Here is an 18,665-nt window from a genome sequence, read left to right on the forward strand (position 1 = left end):
AAGGGCTGACACCTCGTGAGAAGTGTCAGCCCTAAATTATTTTGTTTAATAAAGTTTTACCGGACAGCAATAATTTTTTATCGTAGCAACGGAAGGACACGGAACGACACGGACGTGTCGTGAAATCTCGCAAAAGTTTTTTCGTTGTTAAAAATAATTTTCCTGCTAAATTTGTTGCATTCGTTGAACGCCTGCGTTCATTGAATTTCCAACCATGAAAATTCGTTGCTTTTGTTTTATTCGTTGTTAAAAATATTCTCGTTATTAAAAACAAAAAATATTCAATGTTAAGCGTGGCTTATTTTAGTTCATGCTGAAAGAATTGTGCTATTTGTCGCATCAGGTGATGACGGGTGTTGCCGCCATAAATGCTGTGATTGCGGTTGGTGTAATAAATCTCACGGAAATCCTTATCCGCCTGCACCAAAGCCTCGGCATATTCAAACGTGTGTTGCGGATGCACGTTATCGTCTGCTAAACCGTGACAAATCAACAATGCACCTTGCAACTGCGATGCACGCCCAATAGGATTGAGCGCATAGCCGTCCGGATTCTCTTTTGGCGTGCGCATGTACCGCTCGGTATAAATGGTGTCATAGAAACGCCAGTCGGTGGGCGGTGCCACTGCCACGCCTGCCTTGAACACGCCACGCCCCTCGCTCATGCTCATGAGGGTGTTAAATCCGCCATAGCTCCAACCCCAGATGCCTATTCTACCTTTGTCTACAAAGGATTGCTTGCCCAACCACAGTGCTGTCTCCACTTGGTCTTTCGACTCTAAGTCGCCCAAACGCTGGTACACCACCTTTTCAAAAGCAGCACCACGACCGCCCGTGCCTCGCCCGTCGACACATACCACGATGAAGCCCTGCTGTGCCAAATAATAATCGAAAGCACCGCCTTGTCCCATGGAGCCTGCCTTCCACGCATTCACCACTTGCTGACTTCCGGGACCGCTGTATTGGAACAAGATGACGGGATAACGATGAGAAGGGTTGAAATTGGCAGGCTTCACCATCCAACCATCGAGCGTAACGCCTTCTGAGGTGGTGAAAGAGAATTTTTCTTTGGGAGTCCAACCATATTTCGCCGTCTTCGCCAAGAGTGTTCGGTTGTCTATGCGTGTAGAGAGTACCTTCCCTTTTCGGTCACGAACGGTGTAAACATACGGATGATCGTAGTCGCTCCAAGTGTTGATAAAATATTGATAGTCACCCGAGAACAGAGCTTCGTTCCACCCTTCTTGAAGAGTGAGCCGCTCTTCCTTACCGTTGCGATGCGACACAAAGATTTGCCGGTCGTGTGGATTCAGTGCGGCAGCCTGATAATACACATCTCCTGTCTTTTCGTCATAGCCATAAAAGGCAGTGATATCGTATTTCCCGTTACCAATGGTACGCAACAGCTGACCGTTCATATTGTACAGATAGCCCTTCATGTATCCGTCTCTGTCGCTCGGTAACAGGAGGGTGTTCTCTCCTATCTTAATGCCCTCCATGGCTTCTTCTTTAACATAGTTGGGCACCTTTTCTTTGATCAGCAATGTCGCCACCGTACTCGATGGATTGACCGCAAAGAGGTTCAGCTCGTCTTGATGCCGATTCATCGTATAGACAAGGATGCGATTCGGGTCATTGGTAGGCTTGATGCGTGGCATATAGCCGTCAGCGTCCAAGGGAACTTGCAGCTGGCGCGTCTGATGACTCTTCACATCAAAGCTCCACACCGATACCTGCGCATTGTCCTGCCCCGCTTTGGGATATTTATAGGTGTACAGTCCCGGATATTCATCGTACTGCATTTGTGTGGGATGTGAGCCTTTGAAGAGTTGTAGCGAATAGCTCTTCACCTTCGATTCGTCATATTTAATCCAACAAATCTTGGTGCCATCGGCATTGAAGCAGAACGAACGGTTGGTGCTAAACTCCTCTTCGTTCACCCAATCGGGGATGCCATTGATGATTTCGTTGAAGCGTCCGTCCTTGGTAACCTGACTCTCTGCATTGTCGTACAACAGCTTGATAAGGTGGAGGTTGTTGTTACGCACAAAGGCAATCTGCTTCCCGTCTGCCGACCACGTAGGCACTTGCTGCTTGCCACCCTCAGAGAGCGGCTCGAGTTTGGTGCTTGCCACCGTATAGATATAATAGTTGGCTTTGAACGAGCGGCGATAAATGCGCTCCGTAGCGGTCTGTATGAGCATCTTCGTGCCATCGGGCGAGAGTTCGTAGCCGTCAAACGAATCGATGGTCGAACCCATGGTATGCTTCACATCAAACAACACAGCCGTTTGTTTGCCTGTCTTGAACGAATATTGTACAATACGCTGCCCATCTTTGCTGATACTGGCATACTGGTCGGTACCCGGAATGGGACGAATGCCTGTCAACCGTTCGGCGGCAAAAGCACCGTCGGCAATATCTTTCAAGGTTATCTTCTCTGTAGCTTTCGCTGTGGTAAGTGCCATTAACAATATAAGGGCACAACTCATCATCTTTTTCATTGGCTTAAAAAATCTTCTATCATTAGCATTGCAAAGATAACGATATTTGCGTAATTTTGCAAACGATGGAACAACTATATCGTGACTTTGGTTCGTGGATTCGCGAGCAATTTCCCTTTCGGGTGCAAAAGATTTCTATTGATGCAGGCTTTACCTGTCCCAATCGAGACGGCAGCATTGGTACTGGCGGCTGCACCTACTGTAATAATCACACTTTCAATCCTTCGTACTGCGATCCTCACCAGCGCATCACGGCTCAATTAGAAGAAGGCAAGCGATTTTTTGCACGCAAGTATCCCGACATGAAATACTTGGCTTATTTTCAAGCCTACACCAACACCTATGGGTCCATTGCATCGTTACAGGCGATGTACGAAGAGGCGCTCAGGGTAGAAGACGTGGTGGGCATCGTTATTGGAACGCGTCCCGACTGCATGAGTGAGGAGTTGCTCGATTATTTAGAAGAGCTGAATCGGAGAACCTTCTTGTTGGTAGAATATGGTGTAGAAACTCCCAACGACGACACCCTGCGCCACATCCGTCGTGGACACACTTTTGCTGCGAGCCAGCACGCCATTGAGCGCACGCACCAACGGGGCATCCGCACGGGTGCACACATCATCGTTGGACTTCCGGGTGAATTGGCTTCAGAAACTATTGCGCAGGCACCGCTCATCTCGACACTGCCCATCGACATTTTGAAGATTCACCAGTTGCAAATCATTCAGCACACCCAACTGGCTCGTGAATATAGGGAAAAGCCTTTTCATGTCTACACGGTCGATGAATACATGGACGTGATGATACGCTATTTGGAGCAGCTGCGCCCCAACTTGGTCATCGAACGCTTTGTCAGTCAGTCGCCACCACAACTTCTCATTGCCCCACAATGGGGACTAAAAAACTATGAGTTTACCGAAAAGCTCTGCAAGCGTATGCGTGAGCAGCACACCTTTCAAGGACGAAGATACAAAGAAATAAGTTTTTGCTGAAACAGTACTCATAGCGCATGAGGTGACACAAGCCTACGCTTGCTCGCTTCTATCGCTCCACACTCACTACTTCAATGGTCTTTCCTCCGATGACACGAAATTTCACCTCTTTGCCTGCAAATGGCATTCCATACGTCTTCGTGTCCTCTGCATGATAAGCAGGACGGGGATCTAATGCCAATATCGCTAACAGCGTTTGTCGCTCTTCGGCAGTAAAGGCTGAAGAAAATTCCGCAGGCATCCTTACGTCCAAGTGTTTTAGTTTCGACAAATCTGTAAATCCGCTCCGTGCATCTGCATGACTATCGGTAAAGGGAAGGTAGGGTTTGATGTCGTAAATGGGGGTGCCGTCCATCAAGTCGCCACCTAACACGTGAAGCACAGGACCGCACTCGCTCTCCCACTCCACACGTTGCAAACGCACAGACGACAGTCCTATGGGATTGGGTCTGAAAGGCGAACGACTGGCAAAGACGCCCACCTTCTCGTTGCCGCCCAACAGCGGAGGACGCACCAACAAATGGGTAGCATCGTGTGGGTTGGCACTAAACTTCCACACCAACCACAAATAATCAAATCCCTCAATGCCTCGCAGCGCATGCACATCACGAAAGGCTGACTCGAAAACCACCGTCCCTGCCAACTGTGGCACCACACCACTCTGTTTGGGAATGCCAAACTTGGAGGCAAAGGGCGAATGAAAATAGGCAATGGGTCTTAACACAAATTCATCATTCATACCGTCATCTTGTTTTTGCAAAGATACGATGAATCCGTGCAAAATTCAAATTTTTCGCTATTCCTTTAAGGGGGTTATGGTTCTTTCATTGAAGGGCAATATTGTTGAACAACAAATGAAACTCTGCCGAAACTTTTTAGAAGAATGCAGGTCACTGAACTGCAGGTGTTATGAAACGGAAGTATTTTTTATCGTAGCAACGGAAGGACACGGAACGACACGGAAGTGTCGTGAAAATCCGTGTGGGACAGCATGTCCGTGTTCTTCCGTGATTTTCCGTTGCTATTACAAGGCGGTTTGCTAATGTTGCAAACAATCGAAACAATACAATCCCCAACAACCAAAAAGAGCCAACCCTATTATGAGTTGGCTCTTTGCTTTTAGAGGATTCTTGAACAGCTAAGAATGGCTACTATCGCTGCTGCCAAGAGAAGAATGTTGATACAAAACCGTAAATAGACATTCCAAACAGCCAATTGTTTGGCTAAAGGACTCACAGACTCGTGTGCTCTTCAGCGTTCGTCTGTGACGTCGTGATCTTGTTGACTAAGAATGCCTAATACGGCTGTGGCAATCGTAATAATCAATTTAATGATGAGTTTCCAGTTGGTGTTTTTCATGGTTCTTTCCTTTCTCTATACTCGCTTATCCGTTGGTCGATGGAGTGGCGGGAGTTGCTGGTTTGGTGGTGTCCACAGCGTTCTTCGGTGCTTCTTGTACACTAAGTTTGTCCAAGAACTTGCGACTGCGTTTCATTCCCTTGCCACCGCCCTTCATCTCGGGGATAAAGTTCACGCGGAAGTTCACCACGTTCTCGCTGACGTTGAACTTAGCTGCGGTATCGGCGGGTTTGGTGCGCATACCTATTTTGAACAAGCCAAATCCATTCAACTTCACTACGTGACTGGCTTGCAATTCGTCTTGCATCACCTCTACCAGTTCAGAAAGTACTGCGAGTACGTCACTGCGTTTTACAGTACAGTTGCGCTGAATGCGTTCTGCCAGCACATCCGTTTCTGTCATTTGGGTATGAATGGCGCGTGCGTACCACTTACCTTTAGTCTTAGAATCTTTTCTGTTGTTCTGATACAACTTGTACATTACTGCCATAATTTTGTGTGTTTTTAGGGTTAATATGATAAATGTAAATCAGTCATCTCTCTGACTGACGATGCAAAGATACAACATTTGTCTCCGCATGTCAATGATTCATGATAGGCCTCAATATTGCAAAAGCTATCACTTATCACATAGCCCTTGTTCACACACACAACGGACATAAATATAGGTACGCGCAAAAGGAACATCACAGCAAACAAGTAAAATGGTGGCTGCAAACATGAACAGCTGCAAAGACGGGCTGAAAGCCCAATAAGTATACAGCCCAGGGTAACACCCTGGGTAACAGTGAACAAAGTAATTTGCGCGCTGTAAGCGCAAAAGGAGCCAGTGAAGTGTTTTTCTCTTTCCTTTTGCGCTTACAGCGCGCCAGTTAGTTAATGAACACACACCCAGGGCGTTGCCCTGGGCTGTATTCCTTCTGGGGCTTCGCCCCGTCCTTGCTCGTAACCATATCTGCTGCACGTTGCCCTGGGCTATATTCCCATTGGGGCTTTGCCCCGTCCTTGCTCGTAACCATGTTCGCTGCACGTTGCCCTGACTATATTCCTTTTGGGGCTTCGTCCCGTCCTTGCTCATACCATGTTCGCTGCACGTTGTCCTGACTATACGCCCATTGGGGCTTCGTCCCGTCCTTGCTCGTAACCATATCTGCTGCACGTTGCCCTGACTATACGCCTGTTGGGGTTTCGCCCTGTCCTTGCTCGTAACCATATCTGCTGCACGTTGCCCTGACTATACGCCTTCTGGGGCTTCGCCCCGTCCTTGCTCGTAACCATATTTGCTGCACGTTGCCCTGACTATACGCCTTCTGGGGCTTCGCCCCGTCTTTGCTCGTAACTATATCTGCTGCACGTTGCCCTGGGCTGTATTCCCATTGGGGCTTCGCCCCGTCCTTGCTCGTAACCATGTTCGCTGCACGTTGCCCTGACTATACGCCTGTTAGGGTTTCGCCCTGTCCTTGCTCGTAACCATATCTGCTGCACGTTGCCCTGGGCTGTATTCCCATTGGGGCTTCGTCCCGTCCTTGCTCGTAACCATATTTGCTGCACGTTGCCCTGACTATACGCCTGTTGGGGCTTCGCCCCGTCCTTGCTCGTAGCCATATTCGCTGCACATTGCCCTGACTATATCCCTGTTAGGGCTTCGCCCCGTCCTTGCTAAACTCTCAACTCTCAACACTACACACTAAAAAAATCTCCCCCCTCTCTTTATTCAGCATAACGCAATGAGTATGGAGCAGAGAGGAAGGGAGTGGGTGTTACCTTGAACGATCTTCTTACCGTTAGAATAACCATACCCAATATAAAAGAGGTGTGTAGAACACAGCACTTATTTGTCGGTTTGTCATTAGCTGCGAAACTGTCCGCACGATGACCTGCTACGAGCTACGAAACTGTCCACACGATGACCTGCTGCGAGATGCGAAACTGTCCGCACAATAACCTGCTACGAGATGCGAAACTGTCCGCACGATGACCTGCTGTGAGATGCGAACGAGTGCGTACCGACAAGACAAGTGTCCTTACGAAATTGACCAGACACAGTGATGCACAATACCTCAAAGCTTGCCTTTATGAAATGATGCTGTTTTTCATCAAGGTGCTTTTCTCGCAAATTAGATTATTTTCACAAAGATAACTAAATTCTCCATATATCACAATCCTTTTTGAAAGAAAATATTATCCGTCTCTATGATAGATTATCCCGAAATGAAAGAATTAAAGTTTATATCGTTGATAATCAATCTGTAACGATATATCACGAATAACACTCCCTCTAAGTTGTTAATATTTTTTAACTTCGGAGAGATGCAAGAATCATCGGTATTTGGTGTTTATAAGACAAAGAATATTTCAAATTTAATCCATTAAAATCAAAAAAATGAAAAAGTATTTCAAAACATCATGGGCATCACTCTTCGTTGTAGGATGTCTTGCTTTCAGTTTAACAGCTTGTCTGAACGACAACGAAGACAACACGAAAAGGATTACCAAAGAAGAGGTGCAACAGGCATATCGCACTGTGGCAGGCGCACACACGGGTAAGTTGGTGTTTCCTTTGAGTTATCCATTGACAGCAAGCACTAAAACCGACTCGCTCGACATCTCATGGGACGTAACGAGCGACTCTACCCTGCTCATCAAACAAGTGCCTGCCAAGGCTTTCGTGCCAAGCGTGCAGGACAATGATGTGAAAAACTTGCTGATGAAAGCAAAACCACAAGACTTGGAGTGCAACATCGGATTCTACAGTCTCATGCCTGTTGCGTTTGTGATGCAACCCAAAATACTCGAATATAAGGTAGAGGAAAAGGGCAAACAAAGCAAGATTGAGGTGTTATTCTACTTCAACGTGCGTGGAGCGGCTGGTGTATATAATGTGGGCAAAAAACGCTTCTTGGCACAACTCGTTGGTGGTGCGGTAAGAGTGGACGGACAACTGAAAACCGAGTTCCCTCATGGACTATATCTCCAGTTGGTAGAACAAAAGAAGTAGCACCAAACGGACACGGAGCCATGCTTACAGCTCCATGTAACAAGAACGAAAGAACCCAGCTAACCCTAAAAGAAACAAGGGGTTAGCTGGGTTTTTCTATTTCCTACGTTATTTTAGCATTTCGCCAACGCTTGCTGGATGTCTGCCAACAAATCGGTCACATCCTCGATGCCCACCGACAATCGAATCAGTGTGGGGTCGATGCCCGAGGCACGCAACTGCTCGTCGGTGAGTTGTCGGTGCGTATGACTGGCTGGATGCAGCACGCACGTCCTACTATCGGCAACATGGGTAGCGATATTGATAAGGCGAAGCGAATCCATGAAGCGAATAGCGGTGTCTCGATCGCCCTTCAAGCCGAAGGCAATCACTCCACACGAGCCATTGGGCAGATATTTCTGTCCTAATGAATAATGTGCATCGTTCTTCAGTCCGCAATAATGAATCCATGCCACCTGCTCCTGCTGCTCCAAGTATTCGGCAATCTGCTGCGCATTACGACAGTGCTGTGCCATGCGTAGGTGCAACGACTCCAATCCCAAATTGAGCAAATACGAGTTGTGTGGCGATGGTATCGACCCAAGGTCGCGCATCAGCTGTGCCACCAATTTTGTGAGATACCCCATCTTGCCAAACGCCTTTGTGTACGTCAGTCCATGATACGACGCATCGGGGGTGCAAAGTCCGGGATACTTCTCCGCATGCGCCATCCAGTCGAACTGTCCGCTGTCTACCACAGCACCGCCAACAGTGGCAGCATGACCGTCTAAATATTTAGTGGTAGAGTGCGTCACGATGTCACAACCCCACTCAAAAGGACGACAGTTTACAGGGGTAGCGAAAGTATTGTCCACAATCAGTGGCACCCCATTGCGGTGGGCAATGCGGGCAAACTTCTCTATATCCAAGACATGACAGCCTGGGTTAGAAATCGTTTCGCCAAACATCACACGCGTATTGGGACGGAAGGCTTGCTGTATCTCCTCGTCCGATGCCTCAGGATTGACGAAGGTGCAGTCGATGCCCATCTTCTTCATCGTCACACCAAACAAGTTGTACGTGCCACCATAAATCTCGGTAGATGCCACAATATGACTCCCTGCCTCACAGATATTGAAGACAGCAAAGAAGTTGGCAGCCTGTCCGCTCGAAGTGAGCAAGCATCCTACGCCCCCTTCCAACTGTGCAATCTTCTTTGCCACCACATCGTTGGTGGGATTTTGTAACCTGCTGTAGAAATAGCCCTCCTTTTTCAAGTCAAACAACTGCGCCATCTCCTCGCTATTATCATATTTAAAGGTGGTACTCTGTACGATAGGCGGCTCCACTGGCTCGCCATTTTTTGGTTCCCAACCCCCACGAATACAGAGGGTTGACCGTTTCAAATTTTTCTCCATAACTATTTATCTAAAAAATATACGTTGTGCAAAGGTATATGTTTTTGAAAAAAAATAGCTCATCTTTAACGTGTTTTTAGTATATTTGCAGCTGGATTAAATTAGAAATCAAGAGATCTAGAAAAACTAGGAAAACTAGAAAATCTAGAAAAACCTCGTCAACTTGTAAACTCGTAAACTCGTAAACTAATGCCCACCCACTACTCTCTCCCCGGCTCGCTGCTCCTCTTAGCACTGCAAGCCACCGCACAAAATCATCAACGCCCCAACATCCTCTACATCATGAGCGATGACCACGCCTACCAATGCATCAGCGCCTACGGTAGCAAGGTGTTCCGCCAAACGCCAACGCCCAACATCGACCGCATTGCTCGTGAAGGTATGCGCTTTGACAGGGCATTTGTAGAAAACTCCATCTCTACCCCGTCCAGAGCCTGCCTCATCACCGGACTCTATAGCCACCAAAACGGACAGCGACAATTGGCAGAAGGCATAGACACCACAAAGACATTCTTTAGCGAACTGCTGCAACAAGTTGGTTATCAGACCGCAGTAGTTGGAAAATGGCACATGATATGCAACCCGAAAGGCTTTGACTATTACCAAATACTCGATGATCAAGGTCCCTACTTCAACCCCGATTTCCGTAGCAATCGCACCCATAATAAATATGTTCGCGAGCAGGGATATACCACAGAACTCATTACTAAGCACGCCATAGAATGGCTCGACAGCCGAGACAAGCAAAAACCCTTCTGTCTCATGGTGCATCACAAAGCGCCCCACCGCAACTGGATGCCTGCCATACAAAACATGGGAATGTACGACAACGTCACCTTCCCTTTGCCACACTCATGGAACGACGACTTCAGTACCCGAGGTAGTGCCACCCGAACACAGCGCATGGACATTGGGCGAGACATGACTCTACAGTCAGACCTCAAGGTAGACACCAAGCACTTGGACAACCCCGATGGTAGCAGAGTGTTCGGAGAATGGTACCGACTGAACGAGGAACAGAAGCCTGCCATACAACAATACTACACACAGCGAAGCCGAGACTTTGCTGCCGCCAATCTGCAAGGCGAAGCCCTCAGACAATGGAAATACCAAACCTACCTGCGCGACTACATGGCGGTGATACACTCTGTAGACGAAAGTGTGGGCGAGCTGCTCAACTATCTTGACAAGAACGGACTGCTCGACAACACCATCGTGGTGTACACCTCCGACCAAGGCTTCTACATGGGCGAACACGGCTGGTTCGACAAACGCTTCATGTACGAAGAAAGTTTCCGAACACCCCTCGTTGTGCGCTATCCCAAGGAGATAAAACCCGGTAGCGTGTCGCATCAACTCGTGCAGAACATTGACTACGCTCCCACCTTCCTCGATTATGCTGGCGTGAAGAAACCGAAGGAAATGCCGGGACGCTCGCTCAAACCGCTCTTCAGAGCCGACTCCACTCGTTGGCGGCACGACCTGTACTACCATTATTACGACTACCCCGCATGGCACATGGTGCGCAAGCACGACGGTGTGCGCACCGAACGCTACAAATTGGTGCACTTCTACGGAAAAGGAAGCGAGCGGGCAGTGGCAGAAAACAAATACCAGCGCATACCGGGCACACGCGAATACAACGGATACATGGGCATGCTGCACAGTGGATACATCGGCAACGACCCCGACATCAATTACGATGAACTGTACGACCTGCAAACCGACCCACTGGAGCATCACAACCTCATTGACGACCCACGCTATGCCAAGGTGAAGAAGCAACTGCAACGAAAACTCGACAACTATCGCAAAAAGCTGAAAATAGACGAATATTAAGCAAGCCGAAGATAGTACACCATAAGTCTCATCCGCTCTACGTAGCTGATGAGGCTTTTTTTTTTCTGATGCAGCTTTATGGCATTGAGGCAGCCTAATGGCATTGTTGCTGGCTAATGGCATTGATGCAGCTTTGATGACATTGATGCGGCTTAATTTTGCAGCTGTGTTTTTACGGTTTTTCCTTGTGTTGCCCTACCCTTCATTTTCATCTGCGAAGCCTATTGATTTCGTTCTCTCAGCTATCGGGAAAACACTACCTTTGAGTTGATATTAAAAACTCAAAGAAACCATGAAAACACAACAACTGAGCGAGCATTTCTCGCTCCACGAACTCGTAAGCTCGGCAACCGCCGACAAGTATCACATCAACAACATGCCTTACGGCGCCACGATGCGAAACCTGCGCATCCTTTGCCAAGAGGTCTTAGAACCCTTGCGCAAGGAGTTTGGGCCCATCTTCATCAACAGTGGCTATCGCTGTCCGCTCCTCAACCAGCTGCTCCACGGTGTGGGCAACTCGCAGCATATGTATGGACAGGCTGCCGACATCCGTCTGAAGAATGAGCAACAGGGGCAGGCTTACTTCGATTTCATCCTGACACACTGCGACTTCGACCAATTGCTCTTCGAACACAGCAAGTTTGGTGTCATCTGGCTCCACGTGAGTTGCAAGCCCAACAAGGCGCAAAATCGGCACATGGCACTACGACATCTGCGTGCTTAACACCACTCGCAGCTAAGGCTGCAACTGATCGTTGTGCCAGCGATGAAAATCGTTGCGCGTCTTTCGGCCCTTCTGGAGCAATGCCAGAAGGTGCCTTTTTGCATCCTCCTCATCCACAATGGGTTTCCCCTGCGAATGCCGAATCATGCGAAACCACTGCAAACAGTAATATCGGGTCTTGGCACTGCGATACACACAAAGTCCCGTGAGACTCTGCAAGCTCATCATGAAAGCGGCATCTCCATACAAATGGTTCAAAATATCTTGCTCGCATTTTTGCAACTTCGCCTTCTTTTCGGCTACTTCGTGGGAGGTTGAAGCATGTGGATAAGCGTTCAAAGTCATTGCTTTAACGGGCTTATTACATGCATTTAGTCGCCTTAACTCATGTTGACAATCGGCTGCAGACGGTGGTGCAACAGGACGTGGCGCATCATTCGATGCGGAGGGAGGCATGGGGGCAGCGGTTTGTTGTGGCGTGGGCTGAGCGATATGATTTTTATTCTTCTCGTCGTCGGCGTCGTCTCTTGTGCGCATCGTCGTCGGATGATTGATATTTTTGATATTATTGATATCATTGATATTATTGATATTATTGATATATAGGGAGGGGTGCTGATTATCAACCACTTGCGAGGGGGTAAATTGAACGGTTCTCTCACGGTTCTCCAACGGTTGTTCGTTGGAAGTGTCACCATTCTCCACTGTTGACTTGTTATTATTCTTGATATTTTGTAGTGTTTTTTCCAGATAAGGACAATAAAAATATTCGTTGTCCACGGTGGTAAAAACTTCATAGTCGTTGATGATATGCAGCAAATAGTTTTTCGACTTCTTACAGGTTCGCGCAATATTTCTCAATGCCGCTTGGCATCCCATACCTTCGGGACAAACGCGCAGATAGCGTATCAGCTCGAGCACGCAGCCCTCGCCAGCACAGCCCTCTTTTTCGCGAAGTGTGATAAACTTAGGGTTTTCAAAAAACTGTAATTCTAATTTGATATATGCTTTCATGGGGTAAGTTTTTTAGTTTTTTAGTTGACAAGTTGACGAGTTAACAAGTAAACGAGTTGACGAGTTGACAAGTTCACGAGTTCACGAGTTGACAAGTTCACGAGTTAATAGTTCAGCTAATCACTCCCCTCCCTTTTGGGGAGGGGACGGGGGAGAGGCTTATTTCTCTTCACTTTTTGGGGAGGGGTCGGGGGAGAGACTTATTTTTTTCTTCCTTGATAAATCTTGCCAACGGTTCTTCGCCCTGCTCCATGAGGTGCTGGCAACGCACAAGGAGCATGCGGTCGTAGTTCTTGCGGTTTCTGATGTTGTTCATCACTGTGTTGGGCTTGCGCGGTGCACGCAGTCCCAAACGCTCACAAAGTCGGTTGACCGAGGTGGAGAAGTTGAGCACCTGTCCGTGTTCATCGATCGTTAAGCCGTCGTACCACATCATGTGTACTAGCTCTACCAAATCTGACACAGTACCCAACCATCGCACCTCGCCAGCTGCGGGTAACAGCATCAACCTACAAAACGTGTTTTTCATGGCATCCTTTGCCTCTTTCTGTGTAATTTCCATGGTCTTATTATTTTTTTCGAATTAAACTAACGCAAAGATACAAAGCAAAAAGGCAACATCTGTTCCATTTACAGAGATTAAGTGGGTTAAACCTTAAATAATATTCAAAGTCTACCCTCATCAGCTTCTTAGCCAACAAACTTCATGCAGAACTTTGAAGAAAATAATACAATTCGCCCTATTTCAAGAGGTTATCAATCGCACACTATTTTATTTTTGAACTGATATTTCCAAGGTATAGTGAAAGAGTGTGAAGAAATTCACTTTTGTTTGATAATCTCAAAAATTGATGCAAACATATTTTTCATTTTTTTGCGCGCATGGACTTTGTTTATTTCAGAAAAACCGTTAAATTTGTCTCCATATCAACAGAAAACTGCTCCCCCACCACCTTATTTAAGATACTAAGGAGGCAGCTCGTAAAGAAAGCAATATGATAGACGAAGCCTTGGAACCAATATATAAGCGTGCCACTGCTTGTGAACTGCCGATACCACCCTTGTTTTTGGCATCGGAGGGACAAGTGGTGGCACGCTTTTGTTGTCATTATTGGATAACAAGACGCACAAATATCTTATCAAAGATAGACAAAAGAAGAAACAAAGATAACGAAAATAAAACAAAAGTTTTCCAAAACTTTTTGTAACTCATTGATTATTTGATGATTAACTTTTATTAACTCGCAAAAAGTTTTCCAAAATGATTTTTCAATGAAATAATTATTATCTTTGCAAAGAAATCAGTGAGATAGCAAGCAAGCACAAGATTTTTCAAAAAAGAGCTTTCTTGAAAATTAGAAAGTAGAAATATTAGGAAAAACTAGGAATACTAGGAAAAACTAGGAATCCCTAGGAAACATAGGAAAACATAGAAACCCTAGAAACCCTAAAAATCTTAGAGAAAACCTTGTCAACTCGTCAACTCGTCAACTCGTCAACTAAAAAACTCGTCAACTCGTCAACTCGTCAACTAAAAAACTCAAAAATGATTCAAACCATAGTGAAGCGCGACGGACGCATAGTAGGCTTCAACGACCAAAAAATCATGGCTGCCATCCGAAAAGCCATGCTACACACCGAAAAAGGTGAAGACGAACGACTCATACAGCAAATCACCGACCACATCTCAGTGCACGGAAAACCGCAAATGTCGGTAGAGGACATCCAAGACGCTGTAGAAATGGAACTCATGAAGAGTGCCCGCAAAGACGTGGCACAGAAGTACATCGCCTATCGCAACCAGCGCAGCATTGCACGCAAGGCAAAGACACGCGACGTGTTCTTAGACATTGTGAACATCAAGAACAACGACGTGACACGCGAGAACGCCAACATGAACGCTGACACGCCAGCAGGCATGATGATGAAGTTCGCCTCGGAAACCACCAAACCCTTCGTAGACGACTATCTACTGTCAGAGCAAAGTCGTGAGGCGGTGGCACACAATCTGCTGCACGTACACGACAAAGACTACTACCCCACCAAGTCGCTCACCTGCTGCCAACACCCATTAGATAACATCCTGCAACATGGGTTCACCGCTGGGCACGGTTCTTCCAGACCAGCCAAGCGCATCGAGACAGCCGCCGTGCTGGCGTGCATCTCCTTGGAGTGCGCACAAAACGAGATGCACGGTGGACAAGCCATCCCTGCTTTCGACTTCTATCTTGCACCCTTCGTGCGCTCCTCGTATATAGAAGAGGTGAAAAATCTGGAAAATCTCTATGGTGACAACTTCGAACACCTGTACCAAGCTGAGATAGACGACTACATCGACCGCCCACTCAACGGACTGAAAGGCGATGCACGCATCAAGCAACATGCCATCAACCGCACCGTGGCGCGCGTTCACCAGTCGATGGAAGCTTTCATCCACAACATGAACACCATCCACTCGCGTGGAGGAAACCAAGTAGTGTTCTCGTCCATCAACTACGGTACGGACACCTCTGCCGAAGGGCGTTGCGTGATACGCGAACTACTCAACAGCACCTACCAAGGCGTGGGCAACGGCGAGACTGCCATCTTCCCCATACAGATATGGAAGAAGAAACGGGGCGTGAGCTATCTGCCCAATGACCGCAACTACGACCTGTACTGTCTGGCGTGCAAGGTGACGGCACGGAGATTCTTCCCCAACTTCCTGAACCTTGATGCCACCTTCAACCAACACGAGCTGTGGCGTGCCGACGACCCCAAGCGATATATCTACGAAATGGCAACCATGGGATGCCGTACCCGTGTGTTTGAAAACAGATACGGCATGAAAACGAGTGTGGGCAGGGGCAACCTGTCGTTCTCCACCATCAACATCGTGCGACTCGCCATTGAGTGCATGGACATCAAAGACAAAGAGCAACGCATCGCCAAGTTCTTCGCCAAACTCGATGACATGCTGGAAATCACCGCCAAGCAGCTCGACGACCGCTTCCAATTCCAAAAGACAGCCTTCGCCAAGCAGTTCCCCTTGCTGATGTCTAAGCTGTGGGGCGGCTGCGAACAGCTGGAACCAAACGACACCATAGAGAGCGTCATCAACCAAGGCACCTTGGGCATTGGGTTCATCGGATTGGCAGAATGTCTCGTGGCACTTGTAGGAAAGCACCATGGAGAGTCGGAAGAGGCACAAGCGTTGGGCATCAAAATCGTGACCTACATGCGCGACCGCTCCAAAGACTTCTGCGAGCAGTACCAACACAACTACAGCATCCTCGCCACACCTGCCGAAGGACTGGCTGGAAAGTTCACCAAGAAGGACCGCAAGGAGTTTGGCACACTGCCAGGCATCACCGACCGTGACTATTACACCAACTCTAACCATGTGCCCGTGTACTACAAGTGCAGCGCACGCCACAAGGCTGAGGTAGAAGCTCCCTACCACGACCTGACACGTGGTGGTCACATCTTCTACGTAGAGATAGACGGAGACGCCACGCACAACCCACAAGTCATCATGAACGTGGTAGACATGATGGATCGTTACAACATGGGCTACGGCAGCGTGAACCACAACCGCAACCGCTGCATGGACTGCGGATACGAGAACGCTGACGCACACCTCGACACCTGTCCTAAATGCGGCAGTCATCACATCGACCGTCTGCAACGCATCACAGGCTACCTCGTAGGCACTACCGACCGCTGGAACGCTGGCAAGTTAGCAGAGCTTAACGACAGAGTGACGCACGAGTAGATGCTATCCATCCTATCCATTCTCGAAGACACTACGGTAGACGGACCGGGCTTTCGCACCACCGTCTACTGTGCAGGATGCCCTAACGCCTGTCCGGGTTGTCACAACCCACAGACATGGGACATCCACAACGGACAGTGGATGCAAGTGGAGGACATCATGCGTGTGATAGAAGCCGACCCCTTTGCCAACGTCACCTTCTCGGGAGGTGACCCCATGTTTCAAGCCGAAGGATTTGCAGAATTAGCACACGAGATAAAGACACGCACCAACAAAACAATATGGTGCTACACGGGCTTTACCTTTGAAGCGCTCATCAAGAATCCGCAACAACGGCAACTGCTCGAACAGGTAGACGTGTTGGTAGACGGTCCGTTTGTGGAAAAGCTCAAAGATCCTGACCTGCTCTTCCGTGGCAGCAGCAACCAACGCCTCATCAACGTGCCACTATCGCTTCAGCAAGGCAAGGTGGTGCTGTGGGAACAAGAAGATGACATGTAGACATGATAACAAAGACGGCGGGCTCGTACGCCAAGCGGCATCGACGCAATCGAAAAGAATGCTCAACAAGACCATCTGCCCATATACAACCTTCGTGGTGTGAAGGTGGGCACAGGCTGGAAAGCTCTCCAGCATTTGCCAAAGGGTATATATATAATAGGTGGAAAGAAAGTGACAAGATAAATGCAGGAACGGTGAAGAAAATCTGATACTGCAGATTGACCTTTCTAACATATCCCAGCCGATTACCGCAAAATACTTACTTTTAGGTATTGCAAAACTTCCTCACACCTCGTACCTTTGCAGCAAAGAAAATACAAGAGTATGATAAAACGAAAGTACCATATAGCATATATGGATATACACCCCTCCACTATCGAAGCGCACTGTTCAAGAAAAGAACAGTGCGTTTTTTTTATGAACAAAATTGAACAACGTTCACTATTAACCCTTTACCCTCATTATGCAAACTCTGAAAGATGACATTCGGCAGCGCATCATCGCTACCGCCCGTGCAGAATTTATCGCACATGGCGTACGCTGCACCTCCATCCGCACAGTGGCTCGCAAGTCAGGTGTCGCTGTAGGAAACCTCTACAATTACTTCAAGAGCAAGGATGAACTGTTTTGCGAGGTGCTGCGTCCTCTCACCAAGGCATTGAACAAACACATCCTGTCGCACAATGACGAAAAGTTCCTGTCGATAGACGTGTTCAACATGCGGCAACACCAAATAGATTACATCTTTGCCATGCTTGCCATTATCAAAGACTTCCGTCCAGAGCTTCGACTACTCCTATTCAACTCAGAGGGTACGTCGCTACAAGGATATAAAGACAAGATGGTGGACAGACAGATGAAGGTGGGCATGGAATACCTGCGACTGATGAAAGAACGCTATCCACATCTCAACGCCAACATTTCGCCATACTTGGTTCACATCACTTGCTCTACATGGATAACCGTTTTCTGCGAGATTGTAGAACACGAAGATTACAGCGACGAGGATATCAAAGTTGCCATGGAGCAGTACATGGACTTTAGCATGGCAGGTTGGAAAGCATTAATGAAACCATAAAGACTAATTATTAAAAGACGATAATATATGATGAAGACTCTCAAACGTTTAGGAGCTTACATGGGAGGGCGCAAATACTTGCTGCCATGCTCCGTAGCACTGTCGGCAGTCAACGGACTGCTGTCGCTTGTCCCATTCATACTTTTGTGGCTCGTGGTGCGCACACTACTAATCGCCAAGGGCAACCTCTCAAACACCCCTCTTATAGACTATGCCCTGTGGGCTTTTGTCATATCGGTGGCAAACGTGTTGCTTTACTTTTTGGCACTGATGCTTTCTCACCTCGCAGCATTCCGTATCGAAACCAACATGAGACGCAAGGCGATGCAACGACTGATGCGTGCGCCATTGGGCTATCTCGATGAACAAAACACGGGACGTATGCGCAAAATCATAGATGAGGATTCGGGACAGACACATACTTTCGTGGCACACCTGCTACCCGATGTGGCGAGCTGTGTCGTTGCTCCGATAGGTGTTATCGTACTGTTATTCGCTGTGGA

Annotated in this window: 18 protein-coding genes; 9 read left to right on the plus strand and 9 right to left on the minus strand. The window is 47.8% G+C overall.

Annotated features, from left to right (window positions below):
- Positions 1 to 298: 298 nt before the first annotated feature.
- Positions 299 to 2,503 (minus strand): S9 family peptidase, encoded by a 2,205-nt coding sequence (locus DEM91_RS09565; protein WP_249858778.1) that lies wholly within the window; start codon positions 2,501 to 2,503, stop codon positions 299 to 301.
- Between the two features lie 65 nt (positions 2,504 to 2,568).
- Here DEM91_RS09565 and DEM91_RS09570 point away from each other — a divergent pair, with 65 nt between their 5' ends.
- Positions 2,569 to 3,495 carry a TIGR01212 family radical SAM protein gene (locus DEM91_RS09570; RefSeq protein ID WP_249858779.1) on the plus strand — a complete coding sequence of 309 codons (927 nt, stop codon included), beginning with the start codon at positions 2,569 to 2,571 and terminating at the stop codon, positions 3,493 to 3,495.
- A 49-nt stretch (positions 3,496 to 3,544) separates the two neighbouring features.
- Here the strand turns inward: DEM91_RS09570 and tsaA are convergent, their stop codons facing one another.
- From tsaA to DEM91_RS09595, 5 genes are all read right to left on the minus strand, one after another.
- Positions 3,545 to 4,234 (minus strand): tRNA (N6-threonylcarbamoyladenosine(37)-N6)-methyltransferase TrmO, encoded by a 690-nt coding sequence (tsaA, locus tag DEM91_RS09575; protein WP_249858780.1) that lies wholly within the window; start codon positions 4,232 to 4,234, stop codon positions 3,545 to 3,547.
- 512 nt (positions 4,235 to 4,746) lie between these two features.
- A complete protein-coding gene (locus DEM91_RS09580; RefSeq protein WP_154653941.1) occupies positions 4,747 to 4,854 on the minus strand; it encodes a smalltalk protein in 108 nt (35 codons plus the stop codon).
- Between the two features lie 25 nt (positions 4,855 to 4,879).
- Complete coding sequence (locus tag DEM91_RS09585) at positions 4,880 to 5,344, minus strand: HU family DNA-binding protein (protein WP_102187860.1); 465 nt, start codon at positions 5,342 to 5,344, stop codon at positions 4,880 to 4,882.
- A gap of 129 nt (positions 5,345 to 5,473) precedes the next feature.
- Positions 5,474 to 6,067, minus strand: a complete 594-nt coding sequence (locus DEM91_RS09590; RefSeq protein ID WP_249858781.1) for a hypothetical protein — start codon at positions 6,065 to 6,067, stop codon at positions 5,474 to 5,476.
- Positions 6,068 to 6,153: 86 nt separating this feature from the next.
- Positions 6,154 to 6,459, minus strand: a complete 306-nt coding sequence (locus tag DEM91_RS09595; protein WP_195253308.1) for a hypothetical protein — start codon at positions 6,457 to 6,459, stop codon at positions 6,154 to 6,156.
- A 778-nt stretch (positions 6,460 to 7,237) separates the two neighbouring features.
- Between DEM91_RS09595 and DEM91_RS09600 the strand changes: the two genes are divergently transcribed.
- Positions 7,238 to 7,852: a DUF4840 domain-containing protein gene (locus tag DEM91_RS09600; protein ID WP_249858782.1), complete on the plus strand. Its 615-nt coding sequence runs from the start codon at positions 7,238 to 7,240 to the stop codon at positions 7,850 to 7,852.
- Positions 7,853 to 7,965: 113 nt separating this feature from the next.
- Here DEM91_RS09600 and DEM91_RS09605 read toward each other — a convergent pair whose 3' ends face one another.
- The gene (locus DEM91_RS09605; protein WP_249858783.1) at positions 7,966 to 9,249 is read right to left on the minus strand and encodes an O-acetylhomoserine aminocarboxypropyltransferase/cysteine synthase family protein; all 1,284 of its coding nucleotides are present in this window, start codon (positions 9,247 to 9,249) and stop codon (positions 7,966 to 7,968) included.
- 189 nt (positions 9,250 to 9,438) lie between these two features.
- Here DEM91_RS09605 and DEM91_RS09610 point away from each other — a divergent pair, with 189 nt between their 5' ends.
- Together DEM91_RS09610 and DEM91_RS09615 are read left to right on the plus strand one after the other, a co-directional pair.
- Positions 9,439 to 11,088 (plus strand): sulfatase, encoded by a 1,650-nt coding sequence (locus tag DEM91_RS09610; protein WP_275975263.1) that lies wholly within the window; start codon positions 9,439 to 9,441, stop codon positions 11,086 to 11,088.
- A 292-nt stretch (positions 11,089 to 11,380) separates the two neighbouring features.
- The gene (locus DEM91_RS09615) at positions 11,381 to 11,815 is read left to right on the plus strand and encodes a D-Ala-D-Ala carboxypeptidase family metallohydrolase (RefSeq protein WP_249858784.1); all 435 of its coding nucleotides are present in this window, start codon (positions 11,381 to 11,383) and stop codon (positions 11,813 to 11,815) included.
- Between the two features lie 12 nt (positions 11,816 to 11,827).
- Here DEM91_RS09615 and DEM91_RS09620 read toward each other — a convergent pair whose 3' ends face one another.
- Together DEM91_RS09620 and DEM91_RS09625 are read right to left on the minus strand one after the other, a co-directional pair.
- Positions 11,828 to 12,829: a hypothetical protein gene (locus tag DEM91_RS09620; protein ID WP_249858785.1), complete on the minus strand. Its 1,002-nt coding sequence runs from the start codon at positions 12,827 to 12,829 to the stop codon at positions 11,828 to 11,830.
- A gap of 169 nt (positions 12,830 to 12,998) precedes the next feature.
- Entirely contained in the window at positions 12,999 to 13,391 is a 393-nt protein-coding gene (locus DEM91_RS09625) for a hypothetical protein (RefSeq protein WP_249858786.1), read from the minus strand.
- Between the two features lie 984 nt (positions 13,392 to 14,375).
- Between DEM91_RS09625 and DEM91_RS09630 the strand changes: the two genes are divergently transcribed.
- The 5 genes from DEM91_RS09630 to DEM91_RS09650 all read left to right on the plus strand — a co-directional run.
- Positions 14,376 to 16,583, plus strand: coding sequence for an anaerobic ribonucleoside triphosphate reductase (locus DEM91_RS09630; protein ID WP_249858787.1), 2,208 nt, complete (start codon positions 14,376 to 14,378; stop codon positions 16,581 to 16,583).
- Positions 16,584 to 17,084, plus strand: a complete 501-nt coding sequence (gene nrdG / locus DEM91_RS09635; RefSeq protein WP_249858788.1) for an anaerobic ribonucleoside-triphosphate reductase activating protein — start codon at positions 16,584 to 16,586, stop codon at positions 17,082 to 17,084.
- A 2-nt stretch (positions 17,085 to 17,086) separates the two neighbouring features.
- Positions 17,087 to 17,293, plus strand: coding sequence for a hypothetical protein (locus DEM91_RS09640; RefSeq protein ID WP_249858789.1), 207 nt, complete (start codon positions 17,087 to 17,089; stop codon positions 17,291 to 17,293).
- Positions 17,294 to 17,547: 254 nt separating this feature from the next.
- Positions 17,548 to 18,162, plus strand: coding sequence for a TetR/AcrR family transcriptional regulator (locus DEM91_RS09645; RefSeq protein WP_249858790.1), 615 nt, complete (start codon positions 17,548 to 17,550; stop codon positions 18,160 to 18,162).
- A gap of 27 nt (positions 18,163 to 18,189) precedes the next feature.
- The coding region (locus tag DEM91_RS09650) for an ABC transporter transmembrane domain-containing protein (RefSeq protein WP_249858791.1) at positions 18,190 to 18,665 on the plus strand (476 nt) is incomplete at its 3' end.

Source organism: Prevotella sp. TCVGH (genome assembly GCF_023522295.1).
In the GTDB taxonomy this organism is placed as follows: Bacteria; Bacteroidota; Bacteroidia; order Bacteroidales; family Bacteroidaceae; genus Prevotella; species Prevotella timonensis.

Coding starts and splice junctions, on each gene's coding strand:
- DEM91_RS09565 (WP_249858778.1), bottom strand. CDS start 2,503: ATGAAAAAGATGATGAGTTGTGCCCTTATATTGTTAATGGCACTTACC.
- DEM91_RS09570 (WP_249858779.1), top strand. CDS start 2,569: ATGGAACAACTATATCGTGACTTTGGTTCGTGGATTCGCGAGCAATTT.
- tsaA (WP_249858780.1), bottom strand. CDS start 4,234: ATGAATGATGAATTTGTGTTAAGACCCATTGCCTATTTTCATTCGCCC.
- DEM91_RS09580 (WP_154653941.1), bottom strand. CDS start 4,854: ATGAAAAACACCAACTGGAAACTCATCATTAAATTGATTATTACGATT.
- DEM91_RS09585 (WP_102187860.1), bottom strand. CDS start 5,344: ATGGCAGTAATGTACAAGTTGTATCAGAACAACAGAAAAGATTCTAAG.
- DEM91_RS09590 (WP_249858781.1), bottom strand. CDS start 6,067: ATGGTTACGAGCAAGGACAGGGCGAAACCCCAACAGGCGTATAGTCAG.
- DEM91_RS09595 (WP_195253308.1), bottom strand. CDS start 6,459: ATGGCTACGAGCAAGGACGGGGCGAAGCCCCAACAGGCGTATAGTCAG.
- DEM91_RS09600 (WP_249858782.1), top strand. CDS start 7,238: ATGAAAAAGTATTTCAAAACATCATGGGCATCACTCTTCGTTGTAGGA.
- DEM91_RS09605 (WP_249858783.1), bottom strand. CDS start 9,249: ATGGAGAAAAATTTGAAACGGTCAACCCTCTGTATTCGTGGGGGTTGG.
- DEM91_RS09610 (WP_275975263.1), top strand. CDS start 9,439: ATGCCCACCCACTACTCTCTCCCCGGCTCGCTGCTCCTCTTAGCACTG.
- DEM91_RS09615 (WP_249858784.1), top strand. CDS start 11,381: ATGAAAACACAACAACTGAGCGAGCATTTCTCGCTCCACGAACTCGTA.
- DEM91_RS09620 (WP_249858785.1), bottom strand. CDS start 12,829: ATGAAAGCATATATCAAATTAGAATTACAGTTTTTTGAAAACCCTAAG.
- DEM91_RS09625 (WP_249858786.1), bottom strand. CDS start 13,391: ATGGAAATTACACAGAAAGAGGCAAAGGATGCCATGAAAAACACGTTT.
- DEM91_RS09630 (WP_249858787.1), top strand. CDS start 14,376: ATGATTCAAACCATAGTGAAGCGCGACGGACGCATAGTAGGCTTCAAC.
- nrdG (WP_249858788.1), top strand. CDS start 16,584: ATGCTATCCATCCTATCCATTCTCGAAGACACTACGGTAGACGGACCG.
- DEM91_RS09640 (WP_249858789.1), top strand. CDS start 17,087: ATGATAACAAAGACGGCGGGCTCGTACGCCAAGCGGCATCGACGCAAT.
- DEM91_RS09645 (WP_249858790.1), top strand. CDS start 17,548: ATGCAAACTCTGAAAGATGACATTCGGCAGCGCATCATCGCTACCGCC.